Genomic DNA, 313 nt, shown 5'->3' with positions numbered 1-313 from the left:
GGGGCTTCACTGGCAGTCACAAAATTTGAGGTACGATTGGACATAACGGGTTGGGTTGTAATTTGTTGAGGGAATGAGGGAATATTAATCGGGGTTTGGGTCGTCACAGAAGCAACTATTTCATCGGGGTTTATTTCCGATGCGGGTTGTAGTTCACTATCAAGTTCAGACTCGTTAATTTGAGTCTCTTGGCAACCACAACCAGAAGCCTCTACGCTTTCTAATTCTAATCCTTCGGACATGGTTTCTCCTGTTAAGTATTCTATCGCATCAAGGATGTTTAATTTTCCCATTAAACAACGACTTAAATCAT

The 313-nt window shown here is 41.5% G+C and carries 1 pseudogene; it reads right to left on the bottom strand.

What is annotated here, in order from left to right:
• A pseudogene (locus PL11201_RS26640) lies at positions 1 to 313 on the bottom strand (peptidase S8); the annotation flags it as partial.

It is taken from the genome of Planktothrix sp. PCC 11201 (assembly GCF_900009135.1).
Taxonomy (GTDB): Bacteria; Cyanobacteriota; Cyanobacteriia; order Cyanobacteriales; family Microcoleaceae; genus Planktothrix.
This window is presented reverse-complemented; position numbering and strand designations above follow the sequence as displayed.